Below are 16,000 nucleotides of genomic sequence, written 5' to 3' on the forward strand. Positions count from 1 at the left end.
GCTCTCACGCTTTCGTTTCCGGACCCTGGGCCCAGACAAAGAATTCCTGGTTGCCATCACCACCGGCGATGGCGCTCGAAAAGTAGTCGCGCACCGCCCAGCGCAGCGCGGCGCAACCCTCGCGCACCGCGGCCTCGACCTTCGGATACAGCGTGGCGTCCTTCACCAGCCCGCCCTTGCCCACATGCTGCGGCCCGACCTCGAACTGCGGCTTGACCAGCAGCAGCGCATGCCCGCCGGGCTTGAGCCAGGGCGCCAGGTGCGGCAGCACGCCGGTGAGCGAGATGAACGACAGGTCGGCCACCACGAGGTCGAAGCCGCCGGCCGGCGCATGCGTCTGCAAGGCCGAGCCCGCCAGTTCGCGCACGTGCTGTCCTTCGAGCGCCACCACCCGCGGGTCGCTCCGCAACCGCTCATGCAGCTGCCCGTGGCCCACGTCGAAACCGACCACGCGGGCAGCCCCCTGCTGCAGCAGCACGTCGGTGAAGCCGCCGGTGCTCTGGCCCACGTCGAGGCAGGTCCAACCGGCCACCTTCAGCCCGCTGCGCGCCAGCGCACCTTCGAGCTTGAGCCCGCCGCGCGACACGTAGCGCAGCTCGGCATCGTCGGTCACCCGCAGCTCGGCCGCCTCGGGCAGGTCTTCGCCGGCCTTGCGCAGGCCAGCCCAACCCCTGGGGCCGAGCCACTGCACTGCACCGCTCTCGATCAGCCGCTGTGCAGCCGACCGCGACGGTGCCAACCCACGTTGAACGAGCAACTGGTCGATGCGCATCACCAATTCCAAGCGCCAGGGCCAACCCAGCAGACGCCGCGGATCCGGCTCCGCCGGTCCGCTGGCGTCGCCCCCTCGAGGGGGAGCGGCGAAGCCGCTGCGGGGATGGTCAATACCGATACGTGTCGGGCTTGTACGGGCCTTCCTTCGGCACGCCGATGTAGGCGGCCTGCTCGTCGGTCAGCTCGGTCAGCATCGCGCCCAGCTTGCTCAGCTGCAGGCGGGCCACCTTCTCGTCGAGGTGCTTGGGCAGCACGTACACCTGGCCGGCCTTGTAGTCGTTCGGCTTGGTGAACAGCTCGATCTGCGCAATGGTCTGGTTGGCGAAGCTCGACGACATGACGTAGCTCGGGTGGCCCGTGCCGCAGCCCAGGTTCACCAGGCGGCCCTTGGCCAGCAGGATGATGCGGCGGCCGGTCGGGAAGATCACATGGTCGACCTGCGGCTTGATCTCTTCCCACTGGTACTTCTCGATCGAGGCGATGTCGATCTCGTTGTCGAAGTGGCCGATGTTGCAGACGATGGCCTGGTCCTTCATCGCCAGCATGTGGTCATGCGTGATGACGCGCTTGTTGCCGGTGGTGGTGACGAAGATGTCGGCCTTGTCGGCGGCGTATTCCATGGTGACGACGCGGTAGCCTTCCATCGCGGCCTGCAGCGCGTTGATGGGGTCGATCTCGGTGACCCACACCTGCGCGGACAGGGCACGCAGCGCCTGGGCGGAGCCCTTGCCCACGTCGCCGTAGCCGCACACCACGGCCACCTTGCCGGCGATCATCACGTCGGTCGCGCGCTTGATGCCGTCGACCAGGCTCTCGCGGCAGCCGTACAGGTTGTCGAACTTGCTCTTGGTGACCGAGTCGTTCACGTTGATGGCGCGGAACAGCAGCGTGCCCTTGGCGCTCATCTCCTTCAGGCGGTGCACGCCGGTCGTGGTTTCTTCGGTGACGCCGATGATCTGCGCGCTCTTGCGGGTGTACCAGGTGGCGTCTTCGGCCAGCTTGGCCCTGATGGCGGCGAACAGCTCACGCTCTTCCTCGCTGGTCGGGTTGGCGATCACCGAGGCATCCTTCTCGGCCTTCTGGCCCAGGTGCATCAGCAGCGTCGCGTCGCCGCCGTCGTCCAGGATCATGTTCGGGCCTTCGGCCTCCGAGCCCTTGGGGCCGAAGTCGAAGATGCGGTGGGTGTAGTCCCAGTAGTCCTTGAGCGACTCGCCCTTGTAGGCGAACACCGGCGTGCCTTCGGCCACCAGCGCCGCGGCCGCATGGTCCTGGGTCGAGAAGATGTTGCACGAGGCCCAGCGCACCTGGGCGCCCAGCGCCTGCAGCGTTTCCACCAGCACGGCGGTCTGGATCGTCATGTGCAGCGAGCCGGTGATGCGCGCGCCCTTGAGCGGCTGCGCCTTCGCGAACTCCTCGCGAATGGCCATGAGGCCGGGCATCTCGGTCTCGGCGATCCGGATTTCCTTGCGGCCCCACGCTGCCAGCGACAGGTCGGCGATGGCGTGGTCTTGTTGCGGTTTCAGAACGGCAGCGTTCATGGTCGTCGGTGCTCCACTTCAGGTGTTGAAGCCGCCGATGCTGCTGCAGGGAGTTCTGTGGAGACTCACCCACGCAGGACACACGGCGGGTGAGCGCGGTTGCAGATGAGGTTCCGAGCCTGGCCCGCAGATGGGGTTGCAACGCTCCTCGGAAAGGCGCGTATTGTAGCCGGGCGCCTCACCCGCGTGGGGTCCCGATGGATGTCACCCGGGCCGCCGCGCCGGGCCGCCCCAAGCAAGGCCCGCCCCTCGCGGAGGGGTGGCCGGCGTACCCGCCGGCCGGGGTGCTCGCTTTCCGTGACAGACTGCCGGCCATGCCGAAACTCGCCCACCCCTGGCACGCCTGCCCCGCCGCCGCGCTGCGCGGCGTGCGCGGCGTGCTCACCGACATCGACGACACGCTCACCACCGAAGGCGTGATCAGCCCCGAGGCGCTGCTCGCGCTTTCGGCGCTGCACCAGGCCGGCCTGCCGGTGATCGCCATCACCGGCAGGCCGATGGGCTGGAGCGTGCCGGTGGCGCGCGACACGACGATCGACGCGGTGGTGGCCGAGAACGGTGCGGTGGCGCTGTTCCGGGAGGGCGGCACGCTGGTCACCGAATACGAGCAGGACGAGGCCACACGGGCCACCAATGCGCAGCGGCTGCAGGCCACCGCCCGGCGCATCCTGGCCGAAGTGCCCGGCGCCACGCTGGCGCGCGACAGCGCCGGCCGCGTGACCGACATCGCCATCGACCACAGCGAGTTCTCGCACCTGTCGCCCGAGGCGATACAGCAGGTGGTGGCGCTGATGCAGGCGGCCGGCATGAACGCCACCGTGAGCTCCATCCACATCAACGGCTGGTACGGCAGCCATAACAAGCTGTCGGGTGCGCGCTGGATCGTGCAGCGGCTGCTGGGCCGCGACCTCGAGAACGAGACGTCGTCATGGGTCTACGTGGGCGACTCGACCAACGACCAGGCCATGTTCGCCCACTTCCCGCTGAGCGTGGGTGTGGCCAACCTGCGGCGGTTCGCCGACCAGCTGACCGTGTGGCCGGCCTACCTGACCGACGCCGAACGCGGCGCCGGCTTTGCCGAGGTGGCGCGCGCCGTGCTGGCTGCGCGCACCTCGGGCTGAGGCCGGCTCACTCGGTGTCGTGGCCGAGAAAGCCGTGCATGCGCTCGAGCTCGGCCCCGAGCTCGCGGCGGAAGGCCGCGTCGCGAGGCGCCCGGCCCGACACATACCCGAAGCCCGCCTTCTCGACGCCGTGTTTGGCGGTGATGTTGGCCCAGCCGATGACCCGGTCGCGCCACAGCAGCGGCAGCGCGTAGTAGCCGAGCTTGCGCTTGGGTGCCGGCGTGTACGCCTCGAAGCGGTAGGCCCAGCCCCACAGCAGCTCGAAACGCAGCCGGTCCCACACGATCGGGTCGAAGGGCGCCAGCAGGCGGATGCCCTCGTCCGGCTCGTGTCGGACGGACTTCGGGTTCTCGCCGGGCGTCCACAGCCAGGTCACGCCGTCGATGCTCGCCTGCGGCAGGCTCGCTCGCGCCGCCGCCAGCGCCCGCTTGAGCTCGGGCTCCAGCTGCGGGGCGCCGCCGCCCAGGTGGTAGGCCAGCTGGCCCAGGCTGCGCGAGGGCAGCGGCGCGTACTTGGCCACCACCAGCTCGAGCAGGGCCTGGGCCTTCTGCTGAGGCGAGCGCTCGTCACCCGCATGCGTCACCACGTCGTACACCCGGATGCCCGCCTCGCGCCGCACCACCCGCAGCATGCCGCGGTAGTGCATGCCGTCGAGCAGGTGGGTGGTGGCATTCGAAGAGCCGCCCCAGTAGTTGGTGGTGCGGCCGTGGTCGAACGCAGCCTGCACCGCTTTCGGGTGGCTCGGCCCGTGCTCGCGAATGAAGGCCAGCACGTCGGCCGCCCGGCGGCGGGTGGCCGCATCCCACACGCGGTGCGCGGTGCGCGGATGCATCAGCGCCAGGTGCTCGCGCGGCAGGAAGCCGTAGTTGACGAAGAAGTCCTCCTCGATCGGAAGCTTCGGATAGCGACGCTCCAGGTCGCCGGCCCGGTAGTCCTTCACCCGGTGGCGCAGCGTGAGGTCCTGCGCCCGCGCCGGTGCGCGGATCGGGTCGGCCTGCACGAAACCGAGCCGCCCGATCGCGCGCCCCAGCGTGGTGGGGGCGAAGAGCGTGCGCGCCACGGCATAGCGGCGCAGGTCGTCCAGCGAAGGAATCCGGCTCATGGCCGTGCCAGCCGGGCGATCTGCCGGTCGTGCCATCGGGCCAGCAGCAGCTGCGCCGCCATGGCGCCCAGCCAGGCCATGAACATGTCCTTCTGCGTGTCCCAGGGGTCGCCCTGGGTGCCCAGGAATTCATCGGCGCCCGAGCCCAGCGCCACCGCGGCGCCCCATTCGATCAGTTCGTAGAGCGCGCTGATGGCCAGGCAGGTGGCGGTGACCAGCGTGAACAGCCAACCGCCTCGCTGCAGTGGCGTGAGGCGAAGCAGCAGTTCGCGCGCCACGATGGCCGGCACGAAGCCCTGCATCAGGTGGCCGATGCGGTCGTAGTGGTTGCGCTCGAAGCCGAACCATTCCTGCATCCAGAAGCCCAGTGGCACGCGCGCATAGGTGTAGTGGCCGCCGAGCATCAGCACAGCGAAATGCAGCAGGATCAGCGCGTAGAGCAGCGTGGTGAGCGGAAAGCGCCGGTGGGTGGCGAGCAGGATGGGCAGCGCGATGACGACCGGCGCGACTTCCATGGCCCAGGTGGGCAGTTCGTAGGCGCCGATGCCGGACCACACCAGCAGGGCGAGGGTGGTGGCAGCGTAGAGCCAGAGGGAGCGGGGAGACAGCGTGGAAAGGGAGTTCTGCATGGGCCGCGATGCTGCCAGATCGCCACGCGTCACGGTGACCGTCACAAACGACAAAGGCGGCCGAAGCCGCCTTGTTCTCTGTGCACGCAGCCTTGTGGCTCCGGCCGGCCTTACAGGCCGGCCGCTGCACGCAGCGCGGCAGCCTTGTCAGTCCTCTCCCAGCTGAACTCCGGCTCTTCGCGGCCGAAGTGCCCGTAAGCCGCCGTCTTGGAATAGATCGGACGCAGCAGGTCGAGCATCTGGATGATGCCCTTCGGGCGCAGGTCGAAGAACTCGCTCACCAGGTGGGCGATCTTCTCGTCCGAGATCACGCCGGTGCCTTCGGTGTAGACCGTCACGTTCATCGGCTTGGCCACGCCGATGGCATAGGCCACCTGGATCTGGCACTGGCGCGCCAGGCCGGCCGCGACGATGTTCTTGGCCACGTAGCGCGCGGCATAGGCAGCCGAGCGGTCCACCTTCGACGGGTCCTTGCCCGAGAAGGCGCCGCCGCCGTGCGGGCAGGCGCCGCCGTAGGTGTCGACGATGATCTTGCGGCCGGTCAGGCCGCAATCGCCCTGCGGGCCGCCGATGACGAAGCGACCGGTCGGGTTGACCAGGTAGCGGGTGTTCTGCAGCCAGTCCTTGGGCAGCACCGGCTTGATGATTTCCTCGACCACCGCCTCGTGGATGGCCTTCTGCTCCATCTCGGGGGCATGCTGGGTGGACAGCACCACGGTGTCGATGCTGTGCGGCTTGCCGTCGACATAGCGCATCGTCACCTGGCTCTTGGCGTCGGGGCGCAGCCAGGGCAGACGGCCATCCTTGCGCAGCTGGGCCTGGCGCTCGACCAGGCGGTGGGCGTAGTAGATGGGCGCGGGCATCAGCTCGGGCGTTTCGTCGCAGGCGTAGCCGAACATCAGGCCCTGGTCGCCCGCACCCATGTTGAGGTAGTCGTCGGAGGCGTGGTCCACGCCCTGGGCGATGTCGTTGCTCTGCTTGTCGTAGGCCACGAGCACGGCGCAGCCCTTGTAGTCGATGCCGTATTCGGTGTTGTCGTAGCCGATGCGCTTGATGGTGTCGCGCGCGACCTGGATGTAGTCGACGTGCGCATTGGTCGTGATCTCGCCGGCCAGCACCACGAGGCCGGTGTTGCACAGGGTTTCTGCCGCCACGCGCGAGCGCGGGTCCACCGTGAAGATCGCGTCGAGGATCGCGTCGGAGATCTGGTCGGCCACTTTGTCAGGGTGGCCCTCGGACACGGATTCGGACGTGAAGAGAAAGTCGTTCGCCACTTCAATAAACTCCAGCAGGTTGTCGGTCGATCTGCGTGTCGCCGAGCCTTGAACCTTCCGGGAGCGGCGAACGCTTTAGCAGCATTTGTGAATCGCCCCGCAAGTTGTTCCTTAACTCGGCGATGTAGCGCGGCATTGTACCGGCCTGCCCGCAATCGTTACCCCCAAAGATGCACGTCTTACGTCTGATTGCCCGTTGCCCGCTCTGGCTGCTGCACGCACTGGGCACCCCGATGGGCTGGCTCACCTACTGGCTGTCCCCCACCTACCGGCAGCGCTTCAAGGCCAACGTCGCACAGGCCGGCGTGCCGTGGCGGCAGGCCCGCGGCGCCATCGGCGCGGCCGGCCGCATGGTGACCGAGCTGCCCTACCTGTGGATGCGCCCCCAGGGCGAACCTCTGGGTGAACGGGCCCGGTGGCGCCAACCCGAACTGATCGAGCAGGCCCACGCCGGCGGCCGCGGGCTGGTGCTGCTGACGCCGCACCTGGGCTGCTTCGAGGTGGCCGCGCAGGCCTATGCCGAGCGCTTCAGCCCGCGGTTCGGCCCGATGACGGCGCTGTACCGCCCGGCGCGCAAGGCCTGGCTGCGCCCGCTGATGGACGAGTCGCGCAACCGCCCCGGGCTCAAGACCGCGCCTGCCACCCTGGCCGGCGTGCGCCAGATGATCCGCGCATTGCGCAGCGGCGAAACCGTGGGCCTGCTTCCCGACCAGGTGCCCCCGGACGGCCTGGGCGTGTGGGCGCCGTTTTTCGGCAAGCCGGCCTACACCATGACGCTGGCGTCGCGGCTGGTGCAACAGACCGGCGCCGCCTTGCTGCTGCTGCGCGCCGAACGGCTGCCCAACGGGCGCGGCTACGTCATCCATGTCTCGCCGCTGGCCGAGCCGCTGCCGGGGGCCGACGCGGACCCGGCACAATCCGCCGCCGTGATCAACCGCGCCATGGAACAGCTCATCCTGCAGTCGCCGCAGCAATACCTGTGGGGCTACCACCGCTACAAGGCGCCGCGCTCGCTGCCCGCGGCGGATGCGACCTCATGACCAGCCGCCTGGTGCTCGGGCTGCTGTGGCTGTTCCACTGGCTGCCGCTCTCGGTGCAGGCGGCAGTAGGCCGGGGACTGGGCGCGCTGCTGTGGCGGCTGGGCCGTTCGCGCCGCCGGATCGCGCTGCGCAACCTGGAGCTGTGCCTGCCCGAGCTGCCCGCCGAGGAGCGCAAGGCGCTTGCGCGCGAACACTTCAAGCTGCTGGGCCGCAGCATCCTGGAGCGCGGGCTGCTCTGGTACGCCTCGCCCGAGCGGCTGAAGCGGCTGATCCATGTGGAAGGCTCGGTGAGCTTCGCCGACCGGCACAACGGCGCCGTGATGTGGCTGTGTCCGCACTTCATGGCGCTCGACGTGGTGGGTGCTGCCGTGCAGCTCTACATCAGGCGGCCGGGGGCCTCGATCTACCAGGCTCAGAGCGACCCGGTGTTCGACGCGGCCATGCGCAGCGGCCGGCTGCGCTTCGGCAATGCCGAGATCTTTGCCCGCAACGAAACCGCGCGGCCGCTGATGCGCGCCATCCGCGCCGGCGCCGGCTTCTTCAACCTGCCCGACATGGACTTCGGCGAGCGCGACGCCGCCTTCGTGCCGTTCTTCGGCGTGCCGGCCGCCACGCTGCTGGCGCCCTCGCGCATGGCGCGTGCGCTCAACATGACGGTGCAGCCGGTGGTGGGCGAGATCCTGCCGGGCGGCCGCGGCTACCGCATCCGTTTCCTGGAGCCGTGGGATCACTTTCCGACCGACGACCCGGTGGCAGACACCGCCCAGATGAACCGCTGGATCGAAAAGGAGATCCGCGAGCACCCGGCGCAGTACCTGTGGGTGCACAAGCGTTTCAAGACGCGCCCGGCCGGCGAACCCAGCCTGTACTGAGCGCGGCTTCCAGGCCCCAACGACGATAATCCAGCCCCATGAAACTGCGCTTCACCAAGATGCAAGGCGCCGGCAACGACTTCGTCGTGCTCGACGCCACGCGACAGGCGCTCGAGCTGAGCCCGGCGCAATACCGCTTCCTGGCCGACCGCCGTTTCGGCATCGGCGCCGACCAGGTGCTCATCGTGGGGCCCTCTCCTGCGCCGGGCCTCGACTTCAGCTACCGCATCGTCAACGCCGACGGCAGCGAGGTCGAGCAATGCGGCAACGGCGCACGCTGCTTCGTGCGCTTCGTGCGTGATGCCGGTCTCACCGACAAGGACACCATCCGCGTGCAGACCCTGAGCGGCGTGATCGAGCCGCGCCTGCAGGGCGACGGACGCGTCACGGTCGACATGGGGGCGCCGATCTTCGAGCCGCAGCGCATCCCTTTCGACGCCCGCGGCCTGCACCCGCGCGTGGTCAACGACTTTCAGCTGTGGCCGCTGGCGGTGGCCGGCCGTGCGGTCGAGATCGCCGTGGTGTCGATGGGCAACCCGCATGCGGTCAAGCGGGTCGACGACGTCGAGACCGCCGCAGTCGCCGAGCTGGGCCCGGCCATCGAAGGCCACAGCCGCTTCCCGAAGAAGGTCAACGCCGGCTTCCTGCAGGTGCTCACCCGCCGCCACGTGAAGCTGCGCGTCTACGAGCGCGGCGCCGGCGAAACGCTGGCCTGCGGCACCGGCGCCTGCGCGGCGGTGGTGAGCGGCATCCGGCTCGGCTGGCTCGACGCCCAGGTGGACGTCGACACCCGCGGCGGCCGCCTGTCCATCGAATGGGCCGGCGGCGAGGCGCCCGTCCTCATGACCGGCCCGGCGGTGCGCGTCTTCGACGGCGAGATCGAGCTGCCCGCGAACCTCTGAACCCCTGACCCGACACATGACCATCCAAGGTATCACCGAAGACGACATCGCCAGCTTCCTGGCCAACACGCCCGGCTTCTTCGAGCGCCATGCCGAGCTGCTGGCCAGCGTGCAGCTCACCAGCCCGCACGGCAACCGGGCCGTGTCGCTGCAGGAGCGGCAGATGGAGATGCTGCGCGAGAAGATCCGCGGGCTGGAGCTCAAGATCGTCGAGATGATCCGCAACGGCCAGGAGAACATGGCCATTGCCGACAAGCTGCACCGCTGGACGCGCGCGATGATGCTCACCGCCAACCCGAGCGACCTGCCGCAGGTGCTGGTGAATGAGCTGAAGCACCAGTTCCTCATCCCGCAGGCCGGCATCCGGGTGTGGGGCGCGGCCGACGCCTTCGACAAGCTGCCGTTCGCCCAGGCGGTGAGCGACGACGTCAAGAGCTTCACCTCCAGCCTGGGCCTGCCGTACTGCGGCGTGAATTCCGGCTTCGAAGCCGCCGCCTGGCTCGACGACCCCGGCACGGTGATGTCGCTCGCGCTCATTCCGCTGCGCAACGCGGTCGGCATGCCGGCCTTCGGCCTGCTGGTGCTGGGCTCGCCCGACCCGACCCGCTACACGGCGGACATGGGTACCGAGTTCCTGATGCGCATCGGCGAGATCGCCAGCGCCGGCCTGAACCGGCTGCTGCCCGTGTGATGACGAAGCCGCCCGCCGACCCGGACAGCGGCTGCTTCCTGCAGCACCTGAAGGTCGAGCGGCGGCTCGCCGAGCGCACGCTGGCGATCTACGGCGACGCGCTGGCCCGGCTCGAAACCCACGCCGCAGAAGCGCGCGTGCCGCTGCGCGAGGTGCAGGTGCACCACGTGCGCCGCTGGGCCGCCCAGCTGCATGGCGCGGGCCTGTCGCCGCGCAGCATCGCCTTGCACCTGGCCGCCTGGCGCGGGCTGTACCGCTGGCTCGGCCGGCAAGGCGCCGTCAAGCTCAACCCGGTGGACGGCGTGCGCGCGCCCAAGGCGGGCAAGCCCCTGCCGAAGGCGCTGTCGGTGGAGCACTCGATGCTGCTGGCCGACCACCACGACCAGGAAACCGACCCGCTGCTCGACGCCCGCGACCGCTGCATGGTCGAGCTGCTGTACGGCGGCGGCCTGCGGGTGGGCGAACTGGTGGCGCTCGACGTGCATGCGAGCGACCGCGCCGCCGGCTGGATCGACCGCGACAGCGGTGACGCCCATGTGCTCGGCAAGGGCAGCAAGCGCCGCAGCGTGCCCGCCGGCAAGGCCGCGCTCGAGGCGCTCGACGCCTGGCTCTCGGTGCGCGAGCAGCTCGCACTGCCCGGGGAGCCGGCGCTTTTCGTCAGCAACCGCGGCACCCGGCTCACCGCCTCGCAGGTGCGCTCGCGCCTGAAGCGCCGCGCACTGGCCGCCGGGCTGCCCACGCACGTGCACCCGCACATGCTGCGGCACTCGTTCGCCACCCACCTGCTGCAGTCCAGCGGCGACCTGCGTGCGGTGCAGGAGCTGCTGGGCCATGCCCACATCTCGACCACCCAGGTCTACACCAAGCTCGACTTCGGCCACCTGTCCAAGGTGTACGACGCGGCCCATCCGAGGGCCAAGCGGTCGTCCTGACGGCTGCGTCAGCCGGGCGCGGCTCCACCGCCGCCGAACCGGTGGTCGGCCTGGCGCCGGAACTCGCTCGGCGTCATGCCCTTGATCTCGAGGAAGCGCCGGTTGAAGTTGGCCACGTTGTTGAAGCCCACCTCGTAGCAGATGTGGGTGACGTAGCGGTCGGTTTCCATCAGCAGCTGGCAGGCGCGGTTGATGCGCACCCGGTTCACGAAGTCGGTGAAGTTGTTGCCGGTGGCACGGCGAAAGAAGCGCGAGAAGCGGCTTTCGCTCATGCCCAGCTCGGCCGCCACGTCGGCCAGCGACACCGGCTGGGCGATGTGCTCGGTGATGCGGCTCACGATGGCGTTGATCTGGTCCATCTGGGCGTCGTCGTCGGCGCCCTGCATCTGCACCGCCGACAGCAGCCGGTAGTCGGTGCAGCGAGCCAGGTCGGCCAGGTATTCGCAGAACGCGCCGAAGCGCTGGATGCCGCGCGCCGCCTTGACCCGCTGCCAGTGCTCGTGCGCCCGCTGCGACAGCCCGAAGAACTCGATGCCGTGTTTCGCCCGCTCCAGCATCGGCAGCACCTCGGCCAGTTCCGGGATCTGCTCGGCCGCCCGCTCGATCGGCTCATGGGCGAACTGGATCACCAGGTCGCGCTCTGCCACGCCCGCCTCGGGCAGGTCCATCGAGATCCAGTTGTGCGGCAGGCGCGGGCCGGTGAGCACCAGGTGGCCGGGCTGGAAGGGGCCGATCCAGTCGCCCACGAAGGCCTTGCCGGAAGTGGCCACGATGAGGTGCAGCTCGTATTCGTCGTGGAAGTGCCAGCGCGCCAGCGGCGTCGGGAAGCCGTGCGAGAGGCAGCGCACGACGCCGGTCTCGGGCGCCTCGTAGCCCAGCGAGGTCGAGCGCGCGTAGTCGTGCTCCAGCTCGGGCTGGCGCTGGCGCGGCAGGTGACGATCGCGGGCGGAGGCCATCAGCTCATGACATTACCGCCGTCGACGTTCAACGTCTGTGCGGTGATGTACGAGGCCTCGGCGCTGGCCAGGAACACTGCCGCGCCGGCGATGTCCTGCGGGGCGCCCATGTAGCCCAGCGGCACGGCCTTGCCGACCGCCACCTTCTTCTCGCCGGGCGCGAGGCCCTCGTAGCGCGCGAACAGCGCATCGACGTCCCGCCACATCGGCGTGTCGATCACGCCCGGCGCGATGGCGTTGACCCGGATGCCGTGCGGCGCCATCGCCAGCGCCGCGCTCTGCGTGTAGCTGATCACCGCCGCCTTGGTGGCGCAGTAGTGCGACACCAGCGCCTCGCCCCGGCGGCCGGCCTGCGAGGCGAGGTTGACCACCGCCCCCTTGACGCCGGCTTCGACCATCTGCCGCAGCACCGCCTGCATCGTGAAGAACATGCCTTTCACGTTGACGGCGAAGAGGCGCTCGTACATGGCCTCGTCGCTGTCGAGCAGCGGCGCCATGTCGAAGACGGCCGCGTTGTTGAACAGCACGTCCACCGGCCCGAAGGCCGCGGCGGCCGACGCGACCAGTGCCGCCACGTCGCCGCTGCGGGCCACGTCGGCGCGTGCATAGCGCAGGGCGCCGTCATGGCGCGCGGCCAGGGCCTGCACGGCGGCATTCGGCTCGCCGGCCAGGTCGGCAATGGTGCAGCGCGCGCCTTCGCGCAGGTAGGCCTCGGCCACGGCCAGGCCGATGCCGCCGCCCGCGCCGGTGAGCAGGGCATGCCGGCCCTGCAGTCGTCCGCTCATCGTCGATGCTCCTTCATGAAGTTGGCCACCCGTCCTGTGGCATGGCGCACGGCAGCAACCAGCCTCGGGTCGCCTGCCAGCGGCCCCCACAGCACCGCATCGGCGCACAGGGCCGCCACCGGGTCGCCCGAGCTGCAGATGGCATGGCCCACGGCCGGATCCATGCCCTGGTCCTGGTACTCGTAGGGCAGCTCGCCGCGATGCCAGGCCTGCAGGAAGGCCAGGAACAGCGCCGGCAGCATGGCCACGCTGGCGATGCCCTCGGCGCGCCCGAGGCGCTCGCGCACGGTGGGCGCGATGAAGCCCGGGATCTTGGCGAAGCCGTCCATCGCCACCCGCTGGTTGGTGTCGCAGATGGCCGGGTTCGAGAAGCGGTCGAGCACCACGTCGCGGTAGGCCGCCAGGTCGATGGGGCTCGGCCGCTCGGGTGTGTGCAGGCAGGGGATCACGTCGTCGGTCACGTAGTCGAACGCCAGCCGGCGCACCGCCTCGTGCCGCGTGCCCTCGTGGATGAACCGCAGGCCCAGCAAGGTGCCGGCCCAGGCGATGCAGCTGTGGCTCGCGTTGAGGATGCGGATCTTGGCCTCCTCGTACGGCACCACCGATTCGACCATCTGCACGCCCACCCTTTCCCATTCGGGCCGGCCGTTGCAGAAGTCGTCTTCGATCACCCACTGGATGAAGCTCTCGGCCATGAGCGCCGCCTCGTCGTCCACGCCGGTGGCGGCCTTCACCCGCTGGCGCACCTCGGGCGCCGGGCGCGGCGTGATGCGATCGACCATCGCGTTGGGCGCGGTGGTGTTGACCTGCACCCAGTCGAGCAGCGCGGCGTCGCCGGCCAGCTCGATGAACTGCTGCAGCCCCAGGTTGAAGCGTTCGCCGTTGTGGCGCAGGTTGTCGCAGTTGAGCAGCGTCACCTGGCCGGCGTCGGCGTCACGGCGTGCGCGCAGCAGCGTGAACAGGGCGCCGTATAGCGTCTGCCCGGCCTCGCCGCGGCGCGCCCGGTCCAGGTCGGCCGCGAGGTCGGCGTACCCGAGGTCGAGGTGGTTCTTCGCGTCGAGGTAGTAGCCCGCCTCGGTGACGGTGAACGAGATGATGCGTGTGGCCGGCGACGCCGCGATCGCCGCCAGCCCGGCCAGGCCGGGCTCGTAGGGCACCACGCGGCGGATCGAGCCGATGTGCTCGTAGCGCCGCTCGCCGTCGGGCGACACCGTCTCGAGCAGGTATTGCCCGGCCTGGCGCTGCAGCGCGGCGATGGTCTCGGGCATGTCGGGCCGCAGGTTGCCGCCGGCCAGCGACCAGCGCGTGTCGCCGGCGTCGATGAGCCTTTGCAGGTACACCGCCTGGTGGGCGCGGTGGAAGGAGCCGAGGCCCAGGTGCAGCATCACCAGGCCGGGTCGGGGGTCGGTGTGGGTCACGTTGGTCAGGCGGGCGCGACGACGCGGCCCTCATGGTTGAACAGATGCAGCACCGCCGGGTCGAGCTCGACCCCGACGGCGTCACCTCGCGCCAGCGGCGTGCGCTCGCTCTGGCGCGCCACCAGCGACACGCCGCCCACGTCCACGTAGATCAGCGTGTCGGCGCCCAGCGCCTCGATCAGTTCGACGCGGCCCTGCACCGTGCCCTGGCCTGCCGGCCGCACATGCACGCCCTCGGGCCGCACGCCCAGGAAGCCGTCGCCGGGCAGCCGGCCGCCGGTGAGCGACGAGAACGCCGGCAGCGCCGCCGCGGGCAGCACGTTCATCGACGGCATGCCGATGAACTGCGCGACGAACTGGTTGGCCGGCCGGTCGTACAGCTCCAGCGGCGAGCCGACCTGCTCGACCGCGCCGTCGCGCAGCACCACCACGCGGTCGGCCAGCGTCATCGCCTCGATCTGGTCGTGCGTGACGTAGATGGTGGTGGCGCCCAGCTCGCGGTGCAGCTTTGCGATCTCCACACGGGTCTGCCCGCGCAGCGCGGCGTCCAGGTTCGACAGGGGCTCGTCGAACAGGAACACCTTGGGCGAGCGCACGATGGCGCGACCGATGGCCACCCGCTGGCGCTGGCCGCCCGACAGCTCGCGCGGCGTGCGCTGCAGGTAGGGCCCGAGGTTCAGGATCTCGGCCGCGCGCTCCACCTTCTGGCGGATCACCGCCTTTTCGACGCCGGCCAGCTTGAGCGCGAACGACATGTTGTCGAACACGCTCATGTGCGGGTACAGCGCGTAGCTCTGGAACACCATCGCGAGGTCGCGCTTCGCCGAGGGCAGCCGGGTGATGTCGCGCCCGTCGAGCAGGAGCTTGCCGCCGTCGATGCCCTCGAGCCCGGCGATCAGCCGCAGCAGCGTGGATTTGCCGCAGCCCGAGGGGCCGACGAACACGACGAACTGGCCCTTTTCGATGGACAGGTCGATGCCCTTGATGGCGCGGTGTTCGCCGAAGTACTTCTCGACACCGTGGAGTTCGAGGAATGCCATGGTCAATACCTTCCCTTCAGTAGGTCAGCAGCAGGCGTGTAAGGGGGCGGTTTCACTTCACGGCCCCGAAGGTGAGGCCCTGGACCAGTTGCTTCTGGCTGAACCAGCCGAACACGACGATGGGGGCGATGGCCAGCAGCGAGGCGGCCGACAACTTGGCCCAGAACAGGCCCTCGGGGCTGGAATACGAGGCGATCAGCACCGCCAGCGTGCCGGCCTTGGCCGAGGTGAGGTTGAGCGACCAGAAGGCCTCGTTCCAGCTCAGCACCAGGCACAGCAGGCCGGTGGAGGCGAGCACGCCCACGCCGAGCGGGAACACCACGTAGCGGAACTCGCTCCACACGTTCGCGCCGTCCATGCGCGCGGCTTCGAGGATGTCGGGCGGGATGTCCTTGAAGCCCGAATACAGCATCCACACCATGATCGGCAGGTTGCTCAGCGTGAAGACGATGGTGAGCGCCGCGATCGAGTCCAGCATGCCGGCGGTCTGCGCCATCACGTACACCGGGATCAGCGCGCCCACGGCCGGCATCATCTTGGTGGACAGCATCCACATCAGCAGGTCGCGGGTGCGGCGCGTGCGGAAGAAGGCCATCGAATACGCCGCCGGCGCGGCGATCAGCAGGCCCAGCACGGTGGACAGCACGCTGGTGATGAGCGAGTTCTTCGCGAACAGCAGGTAGTCGCTGCGCTCCTGCACTTAGGTGAAGTTGGCGAGCGTCGGCTCGAACACCACCAGCGGCGGCACGTGGATGGCCTGCAGTTCGGTCTTGAACGCGGTGAGCACCAGCCAGCCGAGCGGGAAGAAGATCAGCAGCGTGACGGCCCAGGCGGTGACGGTGCGGGCGACGAGGGGCAGCTTTTCATTCATATCGAGGTCTCCGCGATGTGGCACCCCTCACCCCAGCCCTCTCCCGCTCGCGGGA

15 protein-coding genes, 1 pseudogene and 1 riboswitch are annotated in these 16,000 nt (G+C 69.6%); of the genes and pseudogenes, 6 read left to right on the forward strand and 10 right to left on the reverse strand.

Annotated features, from left to right (window positions below; genetic code table 11):
- Positions 1–4: 4 nt before the first annotated feature.
- Together E8D38_RS04915 and ahcY are read right to left on the reverse strand one after the other, a co-directional pair.
- Complete coding sequence (locus E8D38_RS04915) at positions 5–886, reverse strand: TlyA family RNA methyltransferase (protein ID WP_425462750.1); 882 nt, start codon at positions 884–886, stop codon at positions 5–7.
- Entirely contained in the window at positions 882–2,312 is a 1,431-nt protein-coding gene (gene ahcY, locus E8D38_RS04920) for an adenosylhomocysteinase (protein WP_140626607.1), read from the reverse strand. The genes E8D38_RS04915 and ahcY overlap by 5 nt, the downstream gene beginning before the upstream one ends.
- A gap of 84 nt (positions 2,313–2,396) precedes the next feature.
- Positions 2,397–2,468, reverse strand: a riboswitch (S-adenosyl-L-homocysteine riboswitch).
- A gap of 158 nt (positions 2,469–2,626) precedes the next feature.
- Between ahcY and E8D38_RS04925 the strand changes: the two genes are divergently transcribed.
- A complete protein-coding gene (locus E8D38_RS04925) occupies positions 2,627–3,433 on the forward strand; it encodes an HAD-IIB family hydrolase (RefSeq protein WP_140626608.1) in 807 nt (268 codons plus the stop codon).
- Between the two features lie 7 nt (positions 3,434–3,440).
- Here E8D38_RS04925 and E8D38_RS04930 read toward each other — a convergent pair whose 3' ends face one another.
- From E8D38_RS04930 to metK, 3 genes are all read right to left on the reverse strand, one after another.
- Positions 3,441–4,535, reverse strand: a complete 1,095-nt coding sequence (locus tag E8D38_RS04930; protein ID WP_140626609.1) for a DNA glycosylase AlkZ-like family protein — start codon at positions 4,533–4,535, stop codon at positions 3,441–3,443.
- Entirely contained in the window at positions 4,532–5,164 is a 633-nt protein-coding gene (locus E8D38_RS04935) for a DUF2238 domain-containing protein (protein WP_140626610.1), read from the reverse strand. Before E8D38_RS04935 ends, E8D38_RS04930 begins: the two co-directional genes overlap by 4 nt.
- Positions 5,165–5,274: 110 nt before the next feature.
- Positions 5,275–6,438, reverse strand: a complete 1,164-nt coding sequence (metK, locus tag E8D38_RS04940) for a methionine adenosyltransferase (RefSeq protein WP_140626611.1) — start codon at positions 6,436–6,438, stop codon at positions 5,275–5,277.
- 170 nt (positions 6,439–6,608) lie between these two features.
- Between metK and E8D38_RS04945 the strand changes: the two genes are divergently transcribed.
- Genes E8D38_RS04945 through E8D38_RS04965 form a run of 5 tightly spaced genes read left to right on the forward strand, consistent with a single transcriptional unit; the run spans position 6,609 to position 10,875 of the window.
- A complete protein-coding gene (locus E8D38_RS04945) occupies positions 6,609–7,478 on the forward strand; it encodes a lysophospholipid acyltransferase family protein (RefSeq protein ID WP_140626612.1) in 870 nt (289 codons plus the stop codon).
- Positions 7,475–8,350 (forward strand): LpxL/LpxP family acyltransferase, encoded by an 876-nt coding sequence (locus E8D38_RS04950; protein ID WP_140626613.1) that lies wholly within the window; start codon positions 7,475–7,477, stop codon positions 8,348–8,350. The genes E8D38_RS04945 and E8D38_RS04950 overlap by 4 nt, the downstream gene beginning before the upstream one ends.
- A 38-nt stretch (positions 8,351–8,388) precedes the next feature.
- A complete protein-coding gene (gene dapF, locus E8D38_RS04955; RefSeq protein WP_140626614.1) occupies positions 8,389–9,252 on the forward strand; it encodes a diaminopimelate epimerase in 864 nt (287 codons plus the stop codon).
- Between the two features lie 16 nt (positions 9,253–9,268).
- The gene (locus tag E8D38_RS04960) at positions 9,269–9,943 is read left to right on the forward strand and encodes a DUF484 family protein (protein WP_140626615.1); all 675 of its coding nucleotides are present in this window, start codon (positions 9,269–9,271) and stop codon (positions 9,941–9,943) included.
- The gene (locus E8D38_RS04965; protein ID WP_140626616.1) at positions 9,943–10,875 is read left to right on the forward strand and encodes a tyrosine recombinase XerC; all 933 of its coding nucleotides are present in this window, start codon (positions 9,943–9,945) and stop codon (positions 10,873–10,875) included. The genes E8D38_RS04960 and E8D38_RS04965 overlap by 1 nt, the downstream gene beginning before the upstream one ends.
- An 8-nt stretch (positions 10,876–10,883) precedes the next feature.
- Here E8D38_RS04965 and E8D38_RS04970 read toward each other — a convergent pair whose 3' ends face one another.
- The 5 genes and pseudogenes from E8D38_RS04970 to E8D38_RS04990 form a co-directional block, all read right to left on the reverse strand.
- A complete protein-coding gene (locus tag E8D38_RS04970; protein WP_140626617.1) occupies positions 10,884–11,831 on the reverse strand; it encodes an AraC family transcriptional regulator in 948 nt (315 codons plus the stop codon).
- Positions 11,831–12,616, reverse strand: a complete 786-nt coding sequence (locus E8D38_RS04975) for an L-iditol 2-dehydrogenase (RefSeq protein ID WP_140626618.1) — start codon at positions 12,614–12,616, stop codon at positions 11,831–11,833. The genes E8D38_RS04970 and E8D38_RS04975 overlap by 1 nt, the downstream gene beginning before the upstream one ends.
- Positions 12,613–14,001, reverse strand: coding sequence for a D-arabinitol 4-dehydrogenase (dalD, locus tag E8D38_RS04980; RefSeq protein ID WP_140626730.1), 1,389 nt, complete (start codon positions 13,999–14,001; stop codon positions 12,613–12,615). Before dalD ends, E8D38_RS04975 begins: the two co-directional genes overlap by 4 nt.
- 38 nt (positions 14,002–14,039) lie before the next feature.
- The gene (locus tag E8D38_RS04985) at positions 14,040–15,074 is read right to left on the reverse strand and encodes an ABC transporter ATP-binding protein (RefSeq protein ID WP_140626619.1); all 1,035 of its coding nucleotides are present in this window, start codon (positions 15,072–15,074) and stop codon (positions 14,040–14,042) included.
- Positions 15,075–15,126: 52 nt separating this feature from the next.
- Positions 15,127–15,945, reverse strand: a pseudogene (locus tag E8D38_RS04990) (carbohydrate ABC transporter permease).
- Positions 15,946–16,000: the final 55 nt, after the last annotated feature.

It is taken from the genome of Methylibium rhizosphaerae (genome assembly GCF_006386545.1).
Lineage (GTDB): Bacteria > Pseudomonadota > Gammaproteobacteria > Burkholderiales > Burkholderiaceae_C > Pseudorivibacter > Pseudorivibacter rhizosphaerae.